Annotated in this window: 24 protein-coding genes; 18 read left to right on the forward strand and 6 right to left on the reverse strand. The window is 45.1% G+C overall.

Annotation, left to right across the window (positions count from 1 at the left end):
* Nucleotides 1–110 precede the first annotated feature (110 nt).
* On the forward strand, nt 111–1,124 hold the full coding sequence (locus D8S93_RS22250; protein WP_005393819.1) for an acyltransferase: 1,014 nt from the start codon (nt 111–113) through the stop codon (nt 1,122–1,124).
* Here D8S93_RS22250 and D8S93_RS22255 read toward each other — a convergent pair.
* On the reverse strand, nt 1,121–1,450 hold the full coding sequence (locus D8S93_RS22255) for a DUF2500 domain-containing protein (RefSeq protein WP_005393817.1): 330 nt from the start codon (nt 1,448–1,450) through the stop codon (nt 1,121–1,123). The two genes, D8S93_RS22250 and D8S93_RS22255, sit on opposite strands and share 4 nt — an antisense overlap.
* A 328-nt stretch (nt 1,451–1,778) precedes the next feature.
* Between D8S93_RS22255 and D8S93_RS22260 the strand changes: the two genes are divergently transcribed.
* From D8S93_RS22260 to D8S93_RS22285, 4 genes are all read left to right on the forward strand, one after another.
* Complete coding sequence (locus D8S93_RS22260; RefSeq protein ID WP_005393815.1) at nt 1,779–2,147, forward strand: hypothetical protein; 369 nt, start codon at nt 1,779–1,781, stop codon at nt 2,145–2,147.
* A gap of 1,082 nt (nt 2,148–3,229) precedes the next feature.
* Nucleotides 3,230–3,850, forward strand: coding sequence for a lysoplasmalogenase (locus tag D8S93_RS22275; RefSeq protein ID WP_005393811.1), 621 nt, complete (start codon nt 3,230–3,232; stop codon nt 3,848–3,850).
* A 69-nt stretch (nt 3,851–3,919) separates the two neighbouring features.
* Nucleotides 3,920–4,141, forward strand: a complete 222-nt coding sequence (locus tag D8S93_RS22280) for a YecH family metal-binding protein (protein WP_005393809.1) — start codon at nt 3,920–3,922, stop codon at nt 4,139–4,141.
* A gap of 107 nt (nt 4,142–4,248) precedes the next feature.
* Nucleotides 4,249–4,833, forward strand: a complete 585-nt coding sequence (locus tag D8S93_RS22285) for a YhgN family NAAT transporter (protein WP_005393807.1) — start codon at nt 4,249–4,251, stop codon at nt 4,831–4,833.
* A gap of 57 nt (nt 4,834–4,890) precedes the next feature.
* Here the strand turns inward: D8S93_RS22285 and D8S93_RS22290 are convergent, their stop codons facing one another.
* Nucleotides 4,891–5,157: a DUF1145 domain-containing protein gene (locus D8S93_RS22290; protein ID WP_005393805.1), complete on the reverse strand. Its 267-nt coding sequence runs from the start codon at nt 5,155–5,157 to the stop codon at nt 4,891–4,893.
* A 25-nt stretch (nt 5,158–5,182) separates the two neighbouring features.
* Nucleotides 5,183–5,782, reverse strand: a complete 600-nt coding sequence (gene rsmD, locus D8S93_RS22295; protein WP_012841297.1) for a 16S rRNA (guanine(966)-N(2))-methyltransferase RsmD — start codon at nt 5,780–5,782, stop codon at nt 5,183–5,185.
* A 230-nt stretch (nt 5,783–6,012) separates the two neighbouring features.
* Between rsmD and ftsY the strand changes: the two genes are divergently transcribed.
* From ftsY to glpG, 6 genes are all read left to right on the forward strand, one after another.
* Nucleotides 6,013–7,245 (forward strand): signal recognition particle-docking protein FtsY, encoded by a 1,233-nt coding sequence (gene ftsY / locus D8S93_RS22300; protein WP_152815611.1) that lies wholly within the window; start codon nt 6,013–6,015, stop codon nt 7,243–7,245.
* 22 nt (nt 7,246–7,267) lie between these two features.
* Nucleotides 7,268–7,942, forward strand: a complete 675-nt coding sequence (gene ftsE / locus D8S93_RS22305; RefSeq protein ID WP_005393800.1) for a cell division ATP-binding protein FtsE — start codon at nt 7,268–7,270, stop codon at nt 7,940–7,942.
* Nucleotides 7,932–8,900 carry a permease-like cell division protein FtsX gene (gene ftsX / locus D8S93_RS22310; protein ID WP_005378695.1) on the forward strand — a complete coding sequence of 323 codons (969 nt, stop codon included), beginning with the start codon at nt 7,932–7,934 and terminating at the stop codon, nt 8,898–8,900. Before ftsE ends, ftsX begins: the two co-directional genes overlap by 11 nt.
* Nucleotides 8,901–9,077: 177 nt before the next feature.
* Entirely contained in the window at nt 9,078–9,935 is an 858-nt protein-coding gene (rpoH, locus tag D8S93_RS22315; RefSeq protein WP_005378693.1) for an RNA polymerase sigma factor RpoH, read from the forward strand.
* Nucleotides 9,936–10,429: 494 nt separating this feature from the next.
* The gene (gene glpE / locus D8S93_RS22320) at nt 10,430–10,750 is read left to right on the forward strand and encodes a thiosulfate sulfurtransferase GlpE (RefSeq protein ID WP_005378691.1); all 321 of its coding nucleotides are present in this window, start codon (nt 10,430–10,432) and stop codon (nt 10,748–10,750) included.
* Nucleotides 10,750–11,592, forward strand: coding sequence for a rhomboid family intramembrane serine protease GlpG (gene glpG, locus D8S93_RS22325; protein WP_005393785.1), 843 nt, complete (start codon nt 10,750–10,752; stop codon nt 11,590–11,592). The genes glpE and glpG overlap by 1 nt, the downstream gene beginning before the upstream one ends.
* 58 nt (nt 11,593–11,650) lie before the next feature.
* Here the strand turns inward: glpG and D8S93_RS22330 are convergent, their stop codons facing one another.
* Nucleotides 11,651–12,061 carry a flagellar basal body-associated protein FliL gene (locus D8S93_RS22330; RefSeq protein WP_046874381.1) on the reverse strand — a complete coding sequence of 137 codons (411 nt, stop codon included), beginning with the start codon at nt 12,059–12,061 and terminating at the stop codon, nt 11,651–11,653.
* 161 nt (nt 12,062–12,222) lie between these two features.
* Between D8S93_RS22330 and D8S93_RS22335 the strand changes: the two genes are divergently transcribed.
* Together D8S93_RS22335 and ubiA are read left to right on the forward strand one after the other, a co-directional pair.
* Complete coding sequence (locus tag D8S93_RS22335) at nt 12,223–12,762, forward strand: chorismate lyase (protein WP_080955994.1); 540 nt, start codon at nt 12,223–12,225, stop codon at nt 12,760–12,762.
* The gene (ubiA, locus tag D8S93_RS22340; RefSeq protein ID WP_005393780.1) at nt 12,763–13,617 is read left to right on the forward strand and encodes a 4-hydroxybenzoate octaprenyltransferase; all 855 of its coding nucleotides are present in this window, start codon (nt 12,763–12,765) and stop codon (nt 13,615–13,617) included. It abuts the gene before it with no gap.
* A 67-nt stretch (nt 13,618–13,684) separates the two neighbouring features.
* On the opposite strand, the gene plsB is transcribed toward ubiA, so the two are convergent.
* Nucleotides 13,685–16,111 carry a glycerol-3-phosphate 1-O-acyltransferase PlsB gene (gene plsB, locus D8S93_RS22345; protein ID WP_152815614.1) on the reverse strand — a complete coding sequence of 809 codons (2,427 nt, stop codon included), beginning with the start codon at nt 16,109–16,111 and terminating at the stop codon, nt 13,685–13,687.
* Between the two features lie 368 nt (nt 16,112–16,479).
* On the opposite strand from plsB, the gene lexA reads away from it, so the two are divergent.
* The 3 genes from lexA to dinF all read left to right on the forward strand — a co-directional run bounded on the left by lexA (nt 16,480) and on the right by dinF (nt 19,488).
* Nucleotides 16,480–17,103 (forward strand): transcriptional repressor LexA, encoded by a 624-nt coding sequence (lexA, locus tag D8S93_RS22350; protein WP_005393778.1) that lies wholly within the window; start codon nt 16,480–16,482, stop codon nt 17,101–17,103.
* Nucleotides 17,104–17,288: 185 nt separating this feature from the next.
* Nucleotides 17,289–18,083 carry a class I SAM-dependent methyltransferase gene (locus tag D8S93_RS22360; protein ID WP_005393777.1) on the forward strand — a complete coding sequence of 265 codons (795 nt, stop codon included), beginning with the start codon at nt 17,289–17,291 and terminating at the stop codon, nt 18,081–18,083.
* A gap of 55 nt (nt 18,084–18,138) precedes the next feature.
* Entirely contained in the window at nt 18,139–19,488 is a 1,350-nt protein-coding gene (dinF, locus tag D8S93_RS22365) for an MATE family efflux transporter DinF (protein ID WP_319803066.1), read from the forward strand.
* A 56-nt stretch (nt 19,489–19,544) separates the two neighbouring features.
* Here dinF and sthA read toward each other — a convergent pair whose 3' ends face one another.
* Nucleotides 19,545–20,975: a Si-specific NAD(P)(+) transhydrogenase gene (gene sthA, locus D8S93_RS22370; protein WP_005389689.1), complete on the reverse strand. Its 1,431-nt coding sequence runs from the start codon at nt 20,973–20,975 to the stop codon at nt 19,545–19,547.
* 263 nt (nt 20,976–21,238) lie between these two features.
* On the opposite strand from sthA, the gene fabR reads away from it, so the two are divergent.
* Together fabR and D8S93_RS22380 are read left to right on the forward strand one after the other, a co-directional pair.
* Entirely contained in the window at nt 21,239–21,880 is a 642-nt protein-coding gene (fabR, locus tag D8S93_RS22375) for an HTH-type transcriptional repressor FabR (RefSeq protein WP_005378632.1), read from the forward strand.
* Entirely contained in the window at nt 21,880–22,245 is a 366-nt protein-coding gene (locus D8S93_RS22380) for a YijD family membrane protein (protein ID WP_005378634.1), read from the forward strand. The genes fabR and D8S93_RS22380 overlap by 1 nt, the downstream gene beginning before the upstream one ends.
* Nucleotides 22,246–22,267: the final 22 nt, after the last annotated feature.

Raw genomic sequence — 22,267 nt, forward strand, 5'->3', positions numbered from 1 at the left:
TTGTAGGTCATTGTTGCGTTAAAAATAAGCAAAAACAGATTGTTAACCATTTCACTGGCTGAGATTTACCCTATGCTATAAACGATAAGCGACTCAAAGTAGGGAAAGGTATGAGAGAAAGGGTTCTGTTTTTTGATTTATTGCGCTGCTTTGCTGCGGTGGCAGTGATCGCCATTCACGTCTTGGCCCCTTATCGAAATGAGTTAGGAGTGATTCCGTTTGACCAATGGTTGACGGCGGTAGGCGTTAATAGCGTTACCCGCTGGGCGGTGCCAGTTTTCATTCTGATCACCGGAGCGCTGATGCTCAGTGACACTCGGCCATTTGACGGTAAGTATTATATCAAAAGGCGTTTAGGCAAAGTCTTAGTCCCATTTCTTATTTGGTCGATGTTTTATGCATACCTCTCTGGCTGGACGGCTCAAGGGTTTGACTTTGAAACCGTAAAAGAGGTGTTAAGCAATAGCCCATTCCACGCAACGTATTACCACCTCGGTTTTTTCTATTACTTTATACCGCTGTATTTTGTGATTCCGTTGTTCCAATGGATGGTACGCAACGTTGATGACAATGTGTTGTATACCTATCTCGCATTTTGGCTTTTCACCAGCACGCTGTTTTTGTTCAAGATTGATGGTCCGTGGAGTAACCAAATGTGGCTCTACATGGGTTACCTTCCTCTGGGTTATGTTCTATTTCAAAAAGTGCCTTTGAACCGCTCTATGGTGACCTTATTTACAGGGTTTGGCCTCGTCGCGTTGGCTGTGACATTTACTATGGTCGTGACGAACAGTTTAGAGGCGGAGAAGTACACGGTTGGACGCTGGCTTTCTTACAAAACACTGAATGTCATTCTAGCGGCTTCGATGATTTTCATGATCGGTCGTTACTTTGGGGAAGGCTTGTCACCAAAAGTACAAAAAGTGGTGAGTGTGATCAGTCAGCACAGCTTGGGGATTTACTTACTTCACCCAATTTTCTTATGGCCGATGAAAGCGTTTGGTTGGTACACCGGACATCCCGCATGGGTGATTCCAGTCTGGATAATTATAAGTGGAGCTGGAGCCTTGGCGATGAGCTATCTCTTTTCTCGCTCTGCCAAGACTCGTTGGTTACTGCCTTAACGTTTGATGGCGAAGTGAAGGAATTTGTTACCACGATAGGTTAGCGTTCCTTTATCTCCAGGGTTGAGTGCATGGTAGTAGTGCACTCCAATTTGGAACTCTCGTTTAGGGCCAATAGAACCGCGTTGGACATAAATCCAATATTCTTGGTCGTCTTGGCCAGGTGGTGCATCTGGGATGTCGATAGCTTGCTTATCTAAAATAGTTACCTGTGCACTTTGTTCTGGAGCATCTTCGCCCACATAGTGCTTGCTATAGAAACGAAAAAATACCCATGCGCCCAAAGCAATAAGGGCGAACAGGGCAACAATAAGTGAGATTGGCATGTTAACCTCCGATGTTTCATTGAGCTCTATTCTACAGAACTCACTGATGAAACGATGAGTTGAGATAACTTATTCATAATCTAATGAAAGGGACATGAATTTTATTCGGCGCACTTCACGGTTTATCTCAATGGGGACGCGATGAAATCGTTGCTTCATCTGCAAGCTACGTCACTAAAGCTGAACTAAGCAGCTTTCACTTGTCTGGCTATATGCGCTCAAGGGCACAAATTGAAAGTAAAATTGCACTTAACGGCTCGAAAAAGCTCTAAATTTATAGAAGAATAAAAATAACGAACACGGGAAGGGTCTAGTAAGGAGGGTTACGATGTCAGATATTGAAAAAGTAGTCATGCGTACCCGAACGATCGAAAAACTTTTGCGTACTCAGTACCATGCAGAAGGGAAAGGGTTACACCAACTTATTAATAGTTGTGAAGAACGTTTACCACATGACGTGATAGCGAAGCTTCGTTTTATCGCTACTGTGCGTAATAAAGTGGTTCACGAAGACGATTATAAGCTGGATGATCGGAAAGGCTTTATGGCGGCATGTGACGCTTGTGAAAAAGAGCTAACGCCAAGAAGCTCTCGTTTTATTTGGCGTGCAGCAATTTTGCTAATGACGTTGATTACGCTCGCAGCTCTTGGTTTCTACTACATGCATTGGGATATCTTGTCCAAACACATACAGTAGAAAAGCACAGATAAATAAAAAAGGACGCATTTGCGTCCTTTTTTATTTTTAATCAGTAGGTTAGTACATCATTGGCAGTGTCATTAAACCCACAACCACTGCAATCATTACCAGCCCTTGTTTTTGAGAAGATGAAATCATAACACTACCCCTTAATCTTTGATGAACTCGATGAATTTAATATAGCACTGTTTTTGTGGTTTGATCAACATATGCTCGATAATCTTTTCAAAAAATACACTTAACTTGTCTTTTTTACGTGTTTTTGACTAATGAAATTGTGTTTTTTGTGTTGTATTTAAAATACTCGTATTGTGTGATTGTTGTTCGCATTTCATTTAAGTATATGATTTTAAAGTGTCAATCTTGGTTTGTTGTTGGCTTGGAAATTGTTTTTTTGTTTCGTTTGGTATGTTGATTGCCGATTTTGTCTGTGTTTCTCAAAAATTGAGAAAATAAAAAGATGTGCTATGGAGGTGCATCATTGAGTTGCGGTGTGGAAGGGGAATTTTCTTATCTAATGAGAAAATATGGGCTTAAAAAGTGTTTAGTGATTTGATGGTTTATGAAGTCGGTGTTTTCGATGGTTATTGAGAATGTGGCTTTATTTATCATTAGCTTACGTTCGTTATTTGATGTTTTTGTTATTGAGTTAAGTTTGATTTTTCATGTTGTTCTAATCTGTTCATCGGTGGTTTCTACTATCTTAGCTCGCTACCAAGACGATTTTCTGTTTTGTGTCTGTTATTTATTCTTGTTGCCTGTGATGTATACAGTCTGATGGTTTAGTCATCAGTTTTTTACGTAATGGGTTACCAAGGCCATTGGGCTGCTTTTTAGTTAAATGGCCTGACTTAGCGAGGGTTATTGTGCCGTGTGATTTGATGAACTTGGCTCATGGGATAGGGCTCTGCCCCATATTTATGGCCGTCATTAAGGCTCATCGACTTAATTGTTGTGCAGACTGAGGGTTACAAAATGTTTCGAATCGCTAGCGAGATCCAACTTTCGCAGATTGTGTCTTTACATCAAAACTGGTCTACCTAGACTAGCGGCGAGTTTAAGTAAAAGGTGTATACGGCATGTGGAGTTGGCTGGCGATAGGGCTATCAGGTGTGTATTCCGTGTTGGGAGCAAAACAAGCTAACCCGACACAATCCCTCGTGTTTAAAATCTTTACTCTGCTACTTCTTCTTGTGTTGGTGTTAACTCAAGGCGCATCCGCAACATATACCTACTGGATTGCGGGTGGGCTTATTGTGTCTATGGTGGCAGATACGCTGCACTCGTTTAAAACTCGCAAGCTAATTTACTTTGCTGCGTATTTACTTGCTCAGGTGTGCTACAGCAAGTCATTTTGGGTGCAGCTTAATGGTGAGATTGTCTGGTGGCTGTTGGCCCTACTGCTCGCAGCGAGTATCGTGGCGTTCTTTTTGTTGCTACCTCAACTCGACTCTCTGGTGTTTCCTGTTGTGATCATGGGGATGATGTTGGTTCAGCTTGCTTGGGCGGCGGGTGAAGTTTGGTTGCAGGCCCCGAGCTATGCCAATGCTATCGGTTTCAGCGGAACCCTAGTTTTGATCTATTCGGCGTTGGCGTATGCGATACACGGTTACCGAAAACCGATGAAACACGCCTATTTGTGGGTAAGTGGTAGCTACTTCTTTGCCCACGCCCTCATTGTTGCCTCTATCATTTACTAATTTAAGTCAAAGCAGCTCCCGAAGATTTCAGTAAACTGGACGTATTGTTCTTGATGACTGGAGTCAATAATGAGTGAAATCCATGCCCACGAGCTGCTAAACCTACTTCGAGAAACGCCAATGGATCGCGAAGCGCTGGCACAGCACTTTGGCAACACCGTTCGCTTTCACACCTGTAAACTGAATGATCTAGACTTAGATGCATTGCTAGCATTTTTGCTCAAGCGCGACAAAATACGTGAGCTTGAAGGTAAGTTTGTGGTCAATATGGCGCGTGTCTGTAATCACTAAGCGGCGGCTATGATGCGAGGGTGAATATGCTGTTTTCGCCCTCAGCCATGTACTCACGTTGTCAGTTTGCTATACACTGGCCGCCATTTTTTAGGTGAGGCCAGAATATGGACATTCTTTCTGCAGCGACCATGCTGTTTCTAATCATGGACCCTCTCGGTAATTTGCCGATTGTGTTGTCTATTCTCAAGCACATCGATCCTAAGCGTCGCCGTAAGGTATTGATTCGTGAACTACTGTTTGCCTTACTGATCTTGATGTTGTTTCTGTTTGCAGGACAAAGCATCTTAAGTTTTTTGCATGTCCAGCCAGAAACGCTCAGCATTTCAGGTGGCATTATTCTCTTCATTATCGCGATTAAGATGATCTTTCCGAGTGCTGGCAGCATCACTGGACTGGCGGCAGGCGAGGAACCCTTTATTGTTCCGATGGCCATTCCTATGATCGCGGGCCCTTCAGTGATTGCAGCATTGCTTTTGCTATCTTCACAGCATCCAGAAAAAATGTTGGAAATGTCCGCATCAGTTGTGATTGCGTGGGGCGCAACATTCTTTATTCTAATGTTTTATGGCTTCTTTAATCGTTTGTTGGGCGAGCGTGGCTTAAAAGCGGTAGAGCGTTTAATGGGCTTGTTGCTGGTGATGATCTCTACTCAAATGTTTTTGGATGGTGTTAAGAGCTATCTTGGGTGATGGAAGAAACGCAATAAAAAAGCCGCTCTTGTGAGCGGCTTTTTAGTATTTGGGCGATTACATCATGTGTTTACGACGAATATCGAGCAGGGCAAAAATACCAAAGATCAGGATGGAATATTTTTCCCAACTGCTCATTTTAATTTTGTCGCCAAATGCGCCAATGAAGATGGCCATTTGTAAACCGTGCATGATGAACAAAAAAGCGGTCATGATGTACAGCGCAATCGCGGCATTACCGGGAAACGGCATAAAGATATTGAGGATCAATACTAACCAAACAAAGGCGATAGCCGCTTTGGCCAGCAGAATTAATGCTTTCATTTAAGTGTCCTTTTAAATCGAGGCGTTATGCGGAGGTACGTTCATACAGACGGTAACTCACTTGGCCTGCTGTTTTTTCTCGATGTAACTGCCAGTTTTCTGGTAAGTCGGCAATATTGAGTTCTTTTTCTGTTTCAATATAAATCATCGCGTCTTCCGCGAGCCAGCCATTTTGTTCTAGCAGAGCCACGGTTTCATCCAATAGTCCCTTACGAAACGGTGGGTCAATAAACACCACATGGTGCGCAGTACCCGGCTGTTTTAAAAAGCTCAGTGCGTCGGTATTCACTACTTGGATGTTGTTCGCGTTAAGAGAGGCAACGTTCTTCTGTAATTGCTGGAAAGCTTGTGGGTTCAGCTCGACCATGGTCACTTGCTCTGCTTGGCGCGAAGCCGACTCAAAGCCTAAGCCGCCGGAGCCGGCAAACAAGTCGAGACATTTTGCTTGCGGCACATCTTGAGCCAGCCAGTTAAATAGCGTTTCTTTGACGCGATCGGTCGTTGGGCGTAAGCCTTCAGCATCGTGTACAGGAAGTTTTCTGCCTCTCCATAAGCCACTAATAATGCGAACAAAGCCCGTTGTTGGCTTTTTTTGTGATGAGTTTTGCTGGCGACGTCTTACCATAGATTTTTTGACCGCTAATAAAGTGATACTATATCTAATCGCCCAAGCCGTGAGCTTGGAGCTTGGATACAGCCCAGAATATTCAAGATGACAGAGTGTAACACTAATAAGATTAGAATTACCTAATCGGAAAGTTTTCACAACTTTGTCATTAGCCTTTTTTAGACAGATAATAATCTTGTCAAAAAAGAGTCATTAATAGATAAAAGAACAATCTAGGATAGCCCCAGATGACGGAAAAAAAGAAGCGCGGATTACTTTCGTGGCTAGGTTTTGGTGACGAAGAACAAAGCCCAAAACCAAAAACTGAAGAAACAGTAAAAGAAGAAGCAGTGGAAGCGCCTTCTGAAGAGCAGCAAACCGACGCGGCTGCTGAGCAAGCGGAAGCAACGCCAGAACTTGAAGAAGAAGCGAAACAATCAGAGGCTGCCCCAGCAGAAGCAGAAGCAGAAGCAGAAGCAGAAGCAGAAGCAGAAGCAGAAGCAGAGGAGCCAGAAGTCGTATCGGCCGCACCTCGCGTTCAAGAGCAAGAAAAGCCAACAGAGAGCTTTTTTGCTCGTCTTAAACGCAGCCTAAGCCGAACAAAAGCAAATATTGGTGCTGGCTTCTTCGGTCTGTTCAGCGGTAAGAAAATCGATGAAGACTTATTTGAAGAGCTAGAAGAGCAACTGCTTATTGCTGATGTGGGCATGAATACCACAACAAAAATCATCAACAACCTGACAGAAAAAGCCACACGTGGCGACCTGAAAGACGGCGAAGCCCTTTATGGTTTGTTGAAAGAAGAAATGGCTGAGATTCTTTCTAAAGTCGAGCAGCCACTAGAAATCGATAGCAACAAAACGCCTTATGTTATCTTAATGGTGGGTGTAAATGGCGTGGGTAAAACCACGACCATCGGTAAGCTTGCCAAGCAGTTCCAAACTCAAGGCAAAAAAGTGATGCTTGCAGCGGGCGATACTTTCCGTGCCGCAGCGGTTGAGCAGCTACAAGTATGGGGTGAGCGTAACAACGTTCCTGTGATTGCCCAGCATACTGGCGCAGACAGTGCTTCTGTTATTTATGATGCGATTGAAGCGGCAAAAGCACGTGGTGTGGATGTTGTGATTGCCGATACCGCGGGTCGTTTACAGAACAAAGCGAACCTAATGGAAGAGCTGCGTAAGATTGTACGTGTGATGAAGAAAATTGATGACTCTGCACCACACGAGATCATGCTGACGCTAGACGCAGGTACAGGGCAAAATGCCATCAGCCAAGCGAAACTTTTCAGTGATGTTGCCCCTCTAACCGGGATTACCTTGACTAAGCTGGATGGTACAGCGAAAGGCGGCGTAATTTTCGCTATTGCTGATCAGTTCGGTATTCCAATTCGTTACATTGGTGTGGGTGAAGGTATCGAAGACTTGCGTCCATTTGAAACTCAAGAGTTTATTGACGCACTGTTTAGTCGTGAAGAATAAAAAGAGTTAGAGGAAATCAACGGTGATCAAATTTCAGCAAGTAAGCAAAGCTTACCGAGGTGGTCGACAAGCACTGCAAAAAGTCGATTTTCACCTGAGGCGCGGTGAAATGGCGTTTTTAGGCGGACATTCCGGAGCTGGTAAAAGTACCTTGCTGAAATTGATCTGCGCGATAGAGCGCCCAACCGATGGAAAAATCCATTTTAATGGTCACGATATCACGCGCATTCCAAGCAAAGACATCCCTTTTTTGCGCCGCAATATTGGGATTGTTTTTCAAGATCATCGTCTACTGATGGATCGCAGCGTATACGACAATGTCGCTCTGCCGATGCGCATCGAATCGATTTCTGAAAACGAAATCAAACGCCGCGTTTCTGCGGCGTTAGATAAAACTGGCTTGCTTGATAAGGCTCGTTGCCTGCCGAGCCAACTCTCTGGTGGTGAGCAACAACGCGTCGGTATTGCCCGTGCCGTGGTCAATCGACCAACGTTGCTGGTGGCTGATGAGCCGACAGGTAACCTCGATCCCGAACTATCCAATCGCGTATTGCGTTTGTTCGAAGAATTTAATCGTGCTGGAGTGACCATCTTACTCGCCACGCACGATGTGGGGTTAGTAAACACTCGCCCACAGTATCGTCATTTTGAATTAAACCAAGGCTTCCTAAGTGAGGTAGAAGACTATGGCAGGTAACAAGCACTCCCAAAAGAAGGGGAAAGGCCGCAGTGCCAAGCGTGCAAATACCGATGGTTTTTTCTCTGTCCACGCAAAACAAGCAAAATCCTCTTTTAGCGCCTTATGGCAACGACCTTTAGGTAATATCCTGACCCTAGCCGTTATTTCAATGGCACTTGCTATGCCAGCTTGTTTGTATCTACTGGGCAAAAACGTCGCGGGTGCCGCGGAAGATGTGGCATCTCCCTCGCAAGTTAGTGCTTACTTAGTAGAAGGCATGCCGGATGCACGTGTGATGGTTCTCAAAGATCAAATTGAAACTTGGCCTTTGGTAAAAGAGGTGGAATATATTTCACCGCAACAAGGTCTATCTGATTTAAGCCAATATGCAGGATTCGATCAGGCTATCAGCCTTTTAAGTGGCTATGCGCTACCCGGTGTGTTGGTGATTACGCCAGACTCGGAGCTAAAAAGTGATATTCAGTCATTAGCCAAAGACGTTCGAGAGCAACAAGACGTGACCGATGTGAGGCTTGACGAAGACTGGCTGGCGCGTCTTGATGCGATCAAAACTCTCGCGAGTATTATTGTCATTACTCTGACAGTGTTGATGCTCGGTGCGGTATTTTTAATCGTTGGCAACACGTTGCGATTTAATGTGCTGGCGAATAAAGAAGAGATTCAAACCATGAAACTGATCGGTGCGACGGACAGTTTTATTCTGCGCCCTTATTTGTACACGGGTATGTGGTTTGGCGTATTAGGTGCCACCATCGCGTGGTTGGTAACGGCTTTAGTGACCATTGTTATGAATAGTGCGGTGGAAGATCTTGCTGCGTTGTACGACAGCCAGTTTCGCCTGATTGGTCTAAGCTGGGATGAATCTTTGCTATTAATCATCATTGGTAGTCTTTTGGGATGCATTGCGGCGCGCTTTTCTGCGCAACGACATTTAAAAGAAATTGAACCAGTTTAAGTGATGAAGGTCTTACTACTTGGATTTTATTAGCACTAGCTAATCTGGATCCCTTGTTTAGACCGAATGTTTATGGATAATTGCTTCCCCTTCTTGAAACTTGTTCATTTTGAGTTCAAGATATCGAAGCTAAATTTGCAATGTAATGCTCCAGATCAGAGATTGATGAGGAATTGAATGACAAAAGAAGCGTATCCGATGGCTCTAGTCACGCAAGATAGCCTTGATAGCTATATTCGCTCAGTAAACAGCTACCCAATGCTGACTGCAGACGAAGAGCGTGAGCTGGCAGAACGATTACACTACAAAGGTGAGATTGAGGCTGCAAAAGGTCTGATTCTTTCGCACCTACGATTCGTTGTTCACGTTGCTCGTGGTTACTCTGGCTACGGTTTGCCAATGGCGGACCTTGTACAAGAGGGTAACATCGGTCTAATGAAAGCCGTTAAGCGTTTTAACCCAGAAGTAGGGGTTCGCTTGGTGTCTTTTGCTGTCCACTGGATCAAAGCAGAGATCCACGAATATGTGCTACGTAACTGGCGTATCGTGAAAATTGCGACCACTAAAGCGCAACGTAAGTTGTTCTTCAACTTGCGTAAGTCGAAAAAGCGCTTGGGTTGGTTTAACAACGGTGAAGTCGAAACCGTTGCGCGTGAGTTAGGTGTTGAACCTTCTGAAGTTCGCGAGATGGAATCACGCTTAGCGGCGGTGGATTCAACCTTTGATATGCCAACTGACGAAGACGACAGCTCAAACGCTTACACAGCGCCAATGCTGTACCTAGAAGACAAATCGTCTGATGTGGCTGACAACATTGAAGCTGCAAACTGGGAAATGCACACCAACAATCGCTTGGGTCATGCATTAGCGAGTTTGGATGAGCGTAGTCAGCGCATCGTGCGTTCTCGTTGGTTAGATGATGAGAAAGCAACATTGCAAGACTTAGCTGATGAGTTCGGTGTTTCTGCCGAGCGTATTCGTCAGCTAGAAAAAAACGCAATGAAGAAACTAAAATTGGCTGTGGGTGAATTTTAAGTTCTACTGCTAATTGAAAGTAAGATTTTCATAAAAAAGCCGAGATCATGTGATCTCGGCTTTTTTATTGTCGATCGAAAATCGATAGCGTTTGCGATCCGGATTTTATGTGCTACCTGTGTATAACTCTGTGAAGTAATTATTTATCAACTGTTCGAAACCCGGACAAAATAAGGGATTCAAGCACTTTTCCATCTGGGGATAGTTATAGATATACACACAGTTAGATCAGGATCATCACTACATATTGTGGATCAAAAGATCCAAATACACTTTATCAACGCAATTCACAGCTTTATCCACAAATGGTTGGAATGTGTACACTTTTGAAAAGCCTGATTATCCATGTGTCTAAGTTTGCCGTTGGATAGGTTACAATAGCGGCAGTATACCCAAGCGGCTTCAAATATAGATTTTATGCTGTACCACGGGTGCTGATTAGCACGTTAGGTTCGAGGTTGCTTGGGTATATTAATAAGACAATGAGAAAGTAAATGGATCAGTTTAAGCATATCGATGTACAAGGTGCGCAAGCGCTGCTCGAGCAGGGTGATGCGAAGCTTGTAGATATCCGTGACCCTCAATCGTTTGCCGTTGCGCATGCGGAGTCCGCGTATCACTTAACCAACGATACGATCGTTGCGTTTATGGATGAAGTGGAGTTCGAACAACCTATTCTGGTGATGTGTTACCACGGCATTAGTAGCCAAGGTGCGGCGCAATATTTAGTTAACCAAGGCTTTGAACAGGTGTACAGTGTGGATGGTGGCTTTGAAGCCTGGCATCGAGCAGAACTACCGATAGTGAGAAGTTAATGAAGAGATTGGTAACGTTAAATAATCCACGTATGGCACAAGCCTTTATTGATTATATGGCCTCTCGCCAAATTGACATCGAAATGATGCCAGAAGGGGATGGGCAATTTGCGCTGTGGCTGACTGATAGCCAGCATGAAATAGAAGCGGAAGCCGAACTTAAGCAGTTCCTTGCTAACCCGTCTGATTCAAAATACAGCGCCGCCTCGTGGGACGTTGCCGATACTCGCAAGAGCACTTTTCATTATTCTAGCCCGAGTATCATGAGCATGGTCAAAGCAAAAGCCGGCCCAATGACTTTGCTGATCATGACGGTGTGTACCATCATCTACTTGTTACAAATGTTTGGCTTTGGCAATGGCGTGTTTAAGTTGTTGCACTTCCCAGCCTTTGAGGGACAACAATGGCAAGTGTGGCGATGGCTAAGCCATGCGTTACTGCACTTTTCAGTGACTCACATCGTGTTCAACTTACTATGGTGGTGGCAGTTGGGGGGCGACATCGAACGTCGTCTCGGTTCCGGTAAGCTATTGCAACTCTTTGTAGTATCAGCAGCGCTTTCTGGGGCTGGCCAATTCTATGTTGAAGGGGCAAACTTCGGTGGCTTGTCTGGCGTGGTCTATGCACTGCTTGGCTATTTGTGGATATTGGGTTACCGCTTGCCACATTTAGGCCTTACGCTACCCAAGCCAATCATCGTTTTTATGTTGGTATGGTTAGTTCTTGGTTTTGTGCAGCCGTTCATGGCGATTGCAAACACCGCTCACTTAGTGGGTTTACTGTCGGGGATGGCGATTGCGCTGTTTGATTCAGGCAAGATGAAATACCAACAGCAAGCCTAAAGCTGAAATGAAAAGACCGCTCAAGAGCGGTCTTTTTTATGTTCAAAACGATTTGGGTTTATTGGTAAAGGTATTTTGTAAACAACAAATCGGCAATGATGGTTTTACCTGTTTCGGGCAAAAGTGTTTCGTTGAGGGTCGTCACTAAGGTTTTGCGCAGATCTTCTCGGCCAGAAAGGGACTTAATAGTATCTTCTGTTTGCTTACCCAGTAATTCAATTACTGCATCGCGAATCAAAGGTTGGTGATGCTCAACAATCGATAAATCTTGTTGGCTCATTACCATGATGTCGATGCGCACTTGCACATAACCTAACTTTTTGCCTTTGGTGTAAAAGTTAGTAGTGAGATCAGGCTCAAGGGTAAAGTATGCCAACTTAGGTCCAGCTTCTTCCGTTTCAGCCCAACTTGGTGCGGCGAACAGTATGGTTAACGCAAAAATAATTTGGGCTATATAACGTTTGTACATATTTCTAACTTTTCTTTCTCTGGATCGCGATATTCGAATCGCTTCAGTCTTGATACAATGGGCCGTCTATAACAAATAACGGAACTTACGGTTACATACATTACTATGGACGGTAAGTTGTTGCTTTATTGTACGCATAAAGCCTCCAATTGAATACTAGTATGAATCAGCCAACATCACTCTATCTTGCTTCTTTATTGGAAGTAGAGTGGCAAAACCCCGACGAATTCGAATTTCCAAATGAATTTGCCAAGCACTGGCTTGAAGAGCAAGGGTCTTTGTCACGTCGTTTAAAGCAACACTGCCAAGCATTAACGGTAGAATTGCTACAAAATCAGATCGTCACTGCGGCGACGTTAAAACAGGACGAAAGCCAGTTATTGTCCGAACAAGATTGCTTACTGCGAGAGGTAATTTTGTGTGGTGACAATGATAACTGGGTTATCGGACGGACATTGATTCCTCGCTCAACCTTAGTTGATCAGCAGTATGATTTGGCTCAACAAGGGGATATCCCATTAGGACTAACAGTGTTCAGCGCAGACAACGTTGAGCGAGACTCTTTGCAAATGGGATGGGTAGCCGTACCAGAAGGACGTTTGTTAGCGCGACGCTCAAGGTTGTGGATGAATCACAAACCGATGCTGGTCGCCGAGTTATTCTTATCTAATTCACCAGTTTACGCTAAGGAGACAGTGTAAATGTCCGCAGAAAAAGCCAAAGCATATTGGCAACTGATGCGCATGGATCGCCCAATTGGTTCACTGTTACTGATGTGGCCAACGATTTGGGCGCTGATTATCTCAGCCCAAGGGATGCCGAGTTGGGATGTATTTATCGTGTTTGTATTGGGTGTATTCCTAATGCGTAGCGCGGGGTGCGTGATTAATGATTTTGCTGACCGCAAAGTCGACGGCCATGTAAAACGTACCAAGCAACGCCCACTGCCATCAGGGAAAGTGACAGCAAAAGAAGCGATTGGATTATTTTTGGTTTTGGGTATCAGCTCATTCTTGTTAGTGCTGACCATGAACCCGTTGACGATTCAGCTATCCTTCGCTGGCATTGTGTTGGCGTTCATCTATCCATTTATGAAGCGTTACACTCATATTCCACAACTCTTTTTAGGCTTGGCTTTTAGCTGGGCAATTCCAATGGCGTGGGCTGCACAAACCGGGGAGCTACCACTGATAGTTTGGTTTGTGTTTCTGATTAACGCTTTATGGACCATTGCTTATGATACTCAGTATGCGATGGTCGATCGCGATGATGATTTAAAGATTGGCATTAAATCGACGGCAATTTTGTTTGGTCGTCATGACAAACTCATCATTGGGGTATTGCAACTGATTACACTCGCGATGTTGGTTTGGTTAGGGCAGTTCTACCAATTGGGGCAAAGTTACTACTGGACCCTTTTGATTGCAGCGTCGTTGTTTGTTTATCAGCAGCACTTAATTCGTCACCGTGAGCGGGAGTTGTGCTTTAAGGCTTTCCTCAACAACAACTATGTTGGCATGGTGATAGCGATAGGGTTATTGGTCGCATTTTGGTAAGCGAAGAAATAGCAAAAAGGCATCCGATTGGATGCCTTTTTTCTTATTTTGGAAGAAGGTAAAACGGTTACGACTGAAGTTGATGAATACTCTCTTCGATCGTCAGTTTCACTTCTGGATAAAGCAGAGTGAATAGTAATCGTGCAAATTGCTGCGTTTTCTTCGTGTCACAGTTACCATCGTTATCGAGGTATTTTTGCTGTTTGAGTGTATTGAACATAGCGGTAAACACACCTTTATCGAAGAATTCTGGAGCATTAATACCGTGTAAGCGTCCTAAACGTTGAGCAATATCTTGGCTCTTCTGTTCTAGGTCCGATTTACCGAGCTCTGGGTAAGCAACAAGCAAGTTCATCGCAATAGAGTAGCGCTGCAGTGTTTCCGAGATTGTACGACCTAGCAGAACCAAAGGCTGGTTGTTCGACTGATTGATCTCCAGCTTATCACCATCGAGGCTAATCATTTTCTGCTCGGCAAACTCATGCAGTGTTTTAACGACCAATTCATCCAACTCGTCTTCTTGATAGCTTAAGAACAACTCTTTCTTCAAGAATGGGTAGATTTGCGCGACATTCGCTTGAATTTTTTCTACCGAAAGGTTGCGCTGACGAATGATCATCTGAGCAATTAATGATGGCAGAGCAAACAAGTGGATGATGTTGTTGCGGTAGTAGGTCATCAGGATCGATTGGCTACGATCCAGCGAAATGATGTCACCCATGCTATCGGTTTCAATCACGAACTTATCAAGTGAAATCGCATGATCGACCAACTCCTCAGCACTTTCGGTAGGGATAGTGGAGGTGCTTGAGTACGGATTATTTTTGAGTAGCTTTAAGTAACACTCGATCTGATTGATCAGCGAGTCACGAGAAAGTGCACGTTGACGAGAAGCAAGCAGTGCGGTTGCACACAAGGTCAACGCGTTTGCCGCCGCCGCATCATTGATGTGCGTCATCATCTTATTAGCAAGGTCGTTCACCACAGGATTCATCCACTGTGGTTTGTTACCACCCATGCTGTCGATGTCTTTCGTCCACTCAGGAGCATGCTCGTTCAAGTATTGGTTGAGCTGAATTGGCTCACCGAAGTTCACATAGCCCAAACCAAAGTTACGCAGTTTACGCAGAGTACGCAGTACAAGCCCTGCGTTTTCTTTCTCTTTGCGTTTGCCACGCAACTCTTTCGCGTAAGTGCCTACTTCCATTACGTGCTCGTAACCGATGTAGACCGGCACTAGTGTTACTGGGCGGTTTAGACCACGTAGCATTGCTTGGATGGTCATAGCCAGCATACCCGTTTTCGCTTGCAGTAAGCGACCTGTACGTGAACGACCACCCTCACTGAAGTACTCGACTGAATAGCCTTTGGCAAACAGCTCAGCTAGATACTCGCGGAAAATGGTTGAGTACAGTTTGTTACCTTTAAAGCTACGACGAATAAAGAACGCCCCACCGCGACGGAAAAGAGGACCGGCCGGGAAGAAGTTCAGGTTAATGCCTGCCGCAATGTGCGGAGGCACCATGCCTTCATGGTATAAAACGTAAGACAACAGTAGGTAGTCCATGTGACTACGGTGACACGGAACGTACACAATTTCGTGGCCGTCTTGCGCTAAACGACGCACAGTCGAGGCGTTATTGATGTGCAACCCTTGGTACAGCTTTGTCCATAGCCAACTCAGGATGCGGTCGCCGTTTTTCACTAGACCGTAGGAGAAGTCGGCGGCGATTTCATCCATGATGTCGTGGGCTTCTTTACGTGCCTTATCAATCGAGATATTTTTGCTCTTGGCTTCGTCAGCGATCGCCAGTTCAATAGCTGGAGATTTCAATAAACGAGCAAACAACACTTGGCGTTGTGGCAGGTTTGGGCCTGAAGCCGCAAGTTTTTGGCGAGAGAAGTGGATACGCGCCACGCGAGCCAATTTGTGCGCAATTGCGCTGTCGGTACCGTGAGAGTCTGCCATATAACGCAGAGATACCACGGGACTAAAGCGAACCAAGCAGTCGCGTCCTGCTGCCATTACCGCTTTCGCCTTTTGCGGGCCATTCATTGGCTGAAGGTAAGGCTTTTGGTTTTCTTCTTTACCTGGTTTACGACCCCAAAGCACGGTTGCAGGGATCATTTGAACGTCCAACTCACTATCCAGCTTATGCAGTTCCAGCAAGTCTGTGAACAGAGAGACAGAGTCGGTTGGGACATCATTATCGTTGTTCATCACAGTTGGACGCGCAGCGATAAAGACGAAACGGTTCAGCGTTTTGCCATTGATTTCCAGCGGACTGAGCGGGTCAGGCAGACCAAGGCTCATGGCTTGTTTTTGCAGTGTCAGCAAATCCACGTTCGAGCGGAACGGTAGGGCATATACAATCGGCTTAGCGAGGTCGATATTCAGATCTTCAATCGGGTTCGACGGGATTGTGGTGCCCTTTACCAGTACCGATAAAGGTAGTTTTAGTAATGAACGTGAAAATGATTGTCCAGAAGACATAAAGTTCACAGCCTCAATAGGTATTCAAACAGGCCTAACCTTATTTCAGTGTCCGCTTTGCATGTCTTCTATAGAAAAAGAAATGAGTACGGCAAAAGAAATAAGCCTAGGCGATAAAATTTAAGCGCAGCAAGGATACCAGAAACTGGTCAAACCTTTTAATTTTATTGGCTGTAAATTAGTCGAACTCCTAAGTTGTTGCTTTACTTTGATTAACTGAAAAGGCGGTGTTTTAAACGCATGAATAATGAACTTGGGCAGCAAACGAAGTGCACTCCACAAATAAATTAAAAAACAACCAATTGGGTTTTCATTTGAGCATTTACTGGATATACTCACAGTTAACTGTATAAAAAGACAGGTGAGACATGAAGCCGTTAACGCCACGCCAACAACAAGTCTTCGATTTGATCAAAAGTAAAATCGATGACACCGGAATGCCACCAACTCGTGCAGAGATTGCGCGTGAGCTTGGCTTCCGCTCTGCGAATGCCGCAGAGGAACACCTAAAAGCGCTTGCTCGTAAGCAAGCAATTGAAATTATCCCAGGTGCATCGCGTGGGATTCGTATCCTACTTGATGACTCTGCCGCTAATGACGAACAGGGCTTGCCTTTGATTGGTCAAGTTGCTGCGGGTGAGCCGATTCTGGCTCAGGAACACGTAGAAGCGCACTACCAAGTCGACCCTGCGATGTTCAAGCCGCAAGCGGATTTCTTACTTCGTGTAAATGGCGAAAGTATGAAAGACATCGGGATTATGGATGGCGATTTGCTCGCGGTGCATAAAACCCAAGACGTGAGAGACGGTCAAGTTGTCGTTGCGCGTGTTGATGATGATGTGACTGTGAAGCGTTTGGAGCGCAAAGGTTCAACCATATTACTGCATGCTGAGAATGAAGAGTTTGCCCCAATTCAAGTGGACTTAACGTCTCAGCACCTTACGATTGAAGGCTTAGCCGTTGGTATTATTCGCAATACCGATTGGATGTAAGTGTGTTTAAGCAGCCCAGTTTATCTGGGCTGTTTTGTCTTTTCTCTTTGTTCTACTTCCTCTAAAAGCTTGCTTATCATCTTGACCTTGTTTGTTTTGAGCAATTTATAAGCTTGATAATGTAATTGATATTCATTATCATCTTTATTAATGTCTATGTTTTCTCTCTGGCGCAGGAAATGCCCATGTCTCAGTCTAAACATCAAGTTCCTAACCATTTATTAAAGCCACTGTTATTGCGTAGCCGTGAAAGCATGGTCGACAATGGCTTGGTGTACGATCCGATAGCTGCTAAAGCGTGTTTGAGTTGTAAGATGGCGCCGGATTGTTTGAGTGGTGATATTGCGCAGAAGCAATTGCTGCACGTGACGCTGACTCAGCTTTGTGACCAGCAGGTTAGTCACTTCTTACAGCAGTATCCCGATGCTTGGATAATCAATGTTGGTGCTGGGCTGGATACCCGCTTTTATCGTTTGGATAATGGGCGCTGCCATTGGATAGAGCTGGACGTGACGGAAAATTTGGTATGGCGTCAGCGCTTGTTCCACAAAAATGAACGTTATGAACATCGCTGTGGCAGTGTGGATGAAATGTCGTGGCTAGAGACGTTAGCCATTCCAGAGCAAGCACCAGTACTCATTTTATGTGAAATGGCACTGCTCGATTGCACAGAGCGCCAAGTCGCGAAATTTATTCAAACCTTGGGTCGACATTTTGTCTCTGCTGAACTGTGTATGGTGCTGGCAGGAGATTTAACGGAAACCAAATGGGGACAAAAGCTTGGCTCTGATCGTTATGCTCATGGCTTTGAAGCGCCTGCAGAACAGATATTGCAATGGTTACCATGGGCACAGTGGGTGAAAGCTTTCTCGCCATTCGATAGATTCTGTTCTCGTTGGAAAGCTTGGCAGCGTTGGCTTAATAAGATTCCAATGTTGAAGCATCGCCTCACGCCAGTCCTCGTTCACATCAAGTGGTAATTGGCTAGTCGTTAAACGCTCAGGTACACTCGTTGATCTTACTGATGAGGTGCCTGTGACAAATTCAATCTTCTCTCCTTTATCTAACCCACAAGTTCATCGCCAGGTCTTAGCTTTAGCGATACCTATGGTGCTGTCGAATATTACTGTTCCATTGCTCGGTTTGGTCGATGCTGCGGTGATTGGTCATCTAGACCACGCTTGGTATTTGGGTGGTGTTGCGTTGGGCAGTACCATGATCAGCGTGACATTTTGGCTGCTTGGTTTTTTGCGTATGTCGACTACTGGGTTGGCGGCGCAGTCCTATGGCGGTGAAGACCGAAAGCAACTTGCCTTGGTGTTCATGCAAGGCTCACTCATGGCACTGCTGTTTGCGTTAGTCTTCCTTATTGCCCATAACCCGATTGCTGATTTGATCTTTGGTTGGAGTGACGCCAGTGCTGAAGTGAAGCACTACGGCATGCAATATTTCTCTATCCGAGTGTGGAGTGCCCCCGCTGCGCTAATGAACTTTGTGTTGTTGGGATGGTTGCTCGGAACGCAAAATTCCAAAGCACCAATGTGGATGGTGATCATCACTAACGTGACTAATATTGTCCTCGATTTGTTGTTTGTGATGGGTTTGGGGTGGAAAGTAGAAGGTGCTGCGCTGGCATCGGTGATTGCTGACTACTCAGGCATGGGTTTTGGTCTCATGTGTGTCTGGAAAACCTGGCGAGAGAGGCAATTACCATCACCTCAAAAGCTGCTAGCCAGCACTCAACACGGGTTAGGGCGCTTCGTGAAATTGAATCGCGATATTTTCTTACGCTCTTTGTGTCTGCAAGCGGCTTTTAGCTTTATGACGTTCCAAGGCGCGAGCTTTGGTGATGAGGTTGTCGCTGCAAATGTGGTTCTGATGAGCTTCCTGATGATTATCTCGTATGGCATGGATGGCTTTGCTTATGCAATGGAGGCCATGGTCGGGAAGGCGATTGGCGCCAAAGATAGGCAACAATTGAGTGCATCGCTTGTCGGCACTTTCTTTTGGAGTTTGGTTATTTGCTTGGGGCTGACCGCGCTCTTTGGTTTGGCGGGATCGCAGTTGATCGCCATGATCACTTCAATTGAGGCGGTACAACAGCAAGCAGCGGTGTATCTACCTTGGCTGGTAGTGATGCCACTTGCGTCGATGTGGTGTTTTCTATTAGATGGCATTTTTGTCGGTGCAACCAAAGGCAAAGACATGCGCAATAGTATGTTTGTCGCGACCAGCAGTTTCTTCGTCGTCTTTTACTTGTTCGCCGAGTGGGAAAATCACGCTCTGTGGTTTGCAATGACGAGCTTTATGTTGATGCGGGGTATTGGCTTAGGGGTTATCTTTCTCTGCCAATGGCGTAAGGATACCTTCCTCGCACAATGTTGATATAAAAACAGCAGGTCAAAGCCTGCTGTTTTTCTGTTTGCTATCAAGAAGCATAATTAGAACAAGCGGTTCAAACCATTCAACGCAGCGACACGATACGCTTCGGCCATCGTCGGATAGTTGAAGGTGGTATTGACGAAATACTCGATGGTATTCGCTGAGCCTTTTTGCTCCATAATGGCTTGACCGATGTGGATAATTTCCGCGGCACGTTCGCCAAAGCAGTGAATCCCTAAAATTTCTTTGGTTTCACGATGGAACAATATCTTCAAGCTGCCGATGTCTTTCCCTGCGATCTGTGCACGAGCTAGATGCTTGAAGGAAGAGCGTCCTACTTCATATGGTACTTTCGCAGCTGTTAGCTCTTGCTCGGTTTTACCCACAGAGCTAATCTCAGGGATGGTGTAGATACCCGTTGGAATATCATCAATCAGATAGTTTTCTGCCTGACCTTTCGTAATGGCTTGTGCGACAAATCGCCCTTGGTCATAAGCGGCGCTTGCAAGGCTAGGGTAACCGATGACATCGCCTACAGCATAAATGTGTTCAATATCGGTTTGGTAGTTACGGTTTACTTTTAGTTGTCCGCGAGAGTCCGCTTCCAGACCAACTGCGCCCAAATTCAACTTATCGGTGTTACCTGTTCGACCATTTGCATACAACAAGCAATCCGCCTTCATCTTCTTGCCAGATTGTAGGTGAATAATCACGCCATCTTCTGTGCCTTCGATTTTTTCATAGGTTTCATCATTACGAATTACCACACCGCTGTTCCAGAAGTGGTAAGACAGCGCATCTGACACTTCGTTATCCAAAAACTCCAACAAGCGGTCGCGGGTATTGATAAGGTCGGTTTTCACTCCAAGTCCGCGGAAGATAGAAGCGTATTCACAACCGATAACGCCCGCACCGTAAATGATGATATGGCGAGGGTCGTGTTTCAGGCTCAAAATGGAATCACTGTCGTAGATGCGCTCATGCAAGAAATCAACGTCGTTAGGCTGATACGGACGAGAACCCGTCGCAATGACAAACTTATCCGCTGAATAGATTTCTTCTGTGCCGTCGCTTTGCATCACTGCAATTGAGTAGTTATCGATAAATCGCGCGGTTCCGAACAAAAGTGTGCATGAGTTACGGTCATAAAAGCCCTGACGAAGTCGAGTTTGCTTATCAATGACCGATTTAGCATGACCTAAAATGTCAGAAAATGTTGCATGAACGCTGGTGTTGTTTCGACAAAATAACGGGTTGCTATTAAATTCGATGATGCGGCTAACGGCATGACGCAGTGCTTTTGATGGAATAGTACCCCAGTGAGTACAACCGCCGCCGACACTGCTTTCTTTCTCGACAATGGCAACATTCAGTCCCGCTTTGGTTAATCCCATTGCAGCCCCTTCTCCGCCAGGGCCACTACCGATTACGATCACGTCATAGTGATTAACATGCGCCATGATGCCTTCCTTGTTATATTTGCTTAACATTGCTTTAGCGCGATTTTAACTCATTTACTCTATTGGTACACGTCATGCCTGTTAGAGAGTGGAAGTGATCACGCAGAATCGACCAAAAGGGTGATTTGGTATGTTGTATGTCTATAAATTGCATCGAGAACATTGCAATTAGATGCATGCCAATAGTAACGTTCTCGGCGCTCAGAGCGAGCGAAGCAACATATCTTTCTCCGTAGGAGCAAATTGCGTTATATTGAGGCTCTTGTACCCTACAGAAAAAGAGCAAGTTAAGAATGAAATCGATGGGAATCCGCGCACAGCAAAAAGAGAAGACACGTCGATCATTGATCGATGCGGCATTTAGTCAATTAAGTGCGGATCGCAGCTTTTCCAGCCTTAGCTTGCGAGAAGTCGCCCGAGAGGCAGGGATTGCACCGACTTCTTTTTACCGCCACTTCAAAGATATGGATGAGCTAGGCTTAACTATGGTCGATGAAGGCGGTTTGCTACTACGTCAACTGATGCGTCAGGCGCGTCAACGTATTGTGAAAGAAGGTAGCGTAATTCGTACCTCGGTCGAAACCTTTATGGAATTCATTGAAAGTAGTCCGAACGTCTTTCGTTTGTTGTTGCGTGAGCGCTCCGGCACTTCTGCTGAATTTCGTACCGCAGTTGCTCGAGAAATCCAGCATTTTGCGGCAGAATTAACCGAGTATTTAATGAGCACCGGCGTGACCAGAGAAGAGGCGTATACTCAAGCAGAAGCGTCTGTGACTTTGGTTTTCAGTTCGGGGGCTGAAGCTTTAGATTTAGATCGACGTGAGCGCGATGAACTCGCCGAGCGATTGATCATGCAATTGCGAATGATAGCCAAAGGGGCCTATTGGTATCGCAAAGAACGTGAACGTAACCGATTAAAAGGCGGGATAGAATAATGTCGAATGGAAATAAATCTGAAAAGAAAACGCTGATTTTGGCACTGGTTGCAGGTATGTGTGGTGATGCTTTGTTGTCATGGTTGACCATGAGTGAAGTATCGTTTTCAATCTTCCCATTGATTGCACTCGTACTGGCTGTACAAGCTCTTTACCAAGAGTACCTAAATAACCCGGTATCAGAAGATATCCCATTAGTTGGCTTGGCGTGTTTCTTCGTTGGTGCGTTTGGTCACTCTGCGTTTATTAAAGCGCAATACCCAGAAGCAGGCTCAAACTTCTTTGCGATCATGGTTTCAATGATCTTACTCGCATGGATTGGTAAGAAGCTAGGTTTTGTCAGCAAGAAGACTTCTGCAGAATAAGCAAAACGAATCAAATTAAAAA

The sequence above is a fragment of the Vibrio sp. VGrn 2 genome, assembly GCF_009361695.1.
In the GTDB taxonomy this organism is placed as follows: domain Bacteria; phylum Pseudomonadota; class Gammaproteobacteria; order Enterobacterales; family Vibrionaceae; genus Vibrio; species Vibrio diabolicus.